Source organism: Mycobacterium sp. 1164985.4, from assembly GCF_001668575.1.
GTDB lineage: Bacteria > Actinomycetota > Actinomycetes > Mycobacteriales > Mycobacteriaceae > Mycobacterium.
Map to the genome: position 1 here is coordinate 1 of NZ_LZMD01000080.1, position 841 is coordinate 841.

General features: G+C 66.7%; 2 protein-coding genes. One reads left to right on the forward strand and one right to left on the reverse strand.

The window, feature by feature from the left end; translation table 11 throughout:
- Window positions 1-80: hypothetical protein (locus tag A5650_RS27400; RefSeq protein WP_231992647.1), on the reverse strand; the 80-nt coding region annotated here is incomplete at its 3' end.
- A 98-nt stretch (window positions 81-178) separates the two neighbouring features.
- Between A5650_RS27400 and A5650_RS17160 the strand changes: the two genes are divergently transcribed.
- The coding region (locus A5650_RS17160; protein WP_156744179.1) for an ATP-dependent DNA ligase at window positions 179-841 on the forward strand (663 nt) is incomplete at its 3' end.

The following is an 841-nucleotide window of genomic DNA, read 5'->3' on the forward strand; positions in this document are numbered from 1 at the left end:
TCGTACGACGCGTCCGCGGGAATCGACGCCACCGATTTGGCCAGCATCGGCTTCACGGGCGGCATCACGGGCAGGCGCATTCGGCCATTGTCGCCTCGGGCGCGATGACGCGGTGAACCGGCGATGACATTTCCCGGTGTCGGCGGTCTGAAGTGGCGTGGACGCAATAATGGGCGGGGTGGAGCTTCCCGTACTGCCGCCGCTCGAACCGATGCTGGCCAAATCGGTGGCGTCGATTCCCGCGGACGCGTCGTACGAACCGAAGTGGGACGGCTTCCGGTCGATCTGTTTCCGCGACGGCGACGAGGTCGAGTTCGGCAGCCGCAACGAACGCCCGCTGACCCGCTACTTCCCAGAGCTGGTCGAGGCCGCGGGGACGGAGCTACCCGCACGCTGCGTCATCGACGGCGAGATCGTCGTCGCTGCCGGCCACGGCCTCGACTTCGAGGCTCTGCAGCAACGCATCCATCCCGCCGACTCGCGGGTCCGGATGCTGGCCGAGAAGACACCCGCGGCCTTCATCGCGTTCGATCTGCTCGCGCGAGACGACATCGATTACACGCAACGGCCTTTCGGGGAACGCCGCGCCGCACTCGTCGACGCGCTCTCCGGCGCAGGCTCGATATTCCAGATCACCCCGGTGACGACCGACCTCGCGACGGCACACCGGTGGTTCGACGAGTTCGAGGGCGCGGGCCTCGACGGCGTCATCGCCAAACCCCTTGACCTGACCTATCAGCCGGACAAGCGCGTGATGTTCAAGATCAAACATCAGCGCACGGCGGACTGCGTCGTCGGCGGCTACCGCGTGCACAAGTCCGGCGAGGATGCGATCGGATCG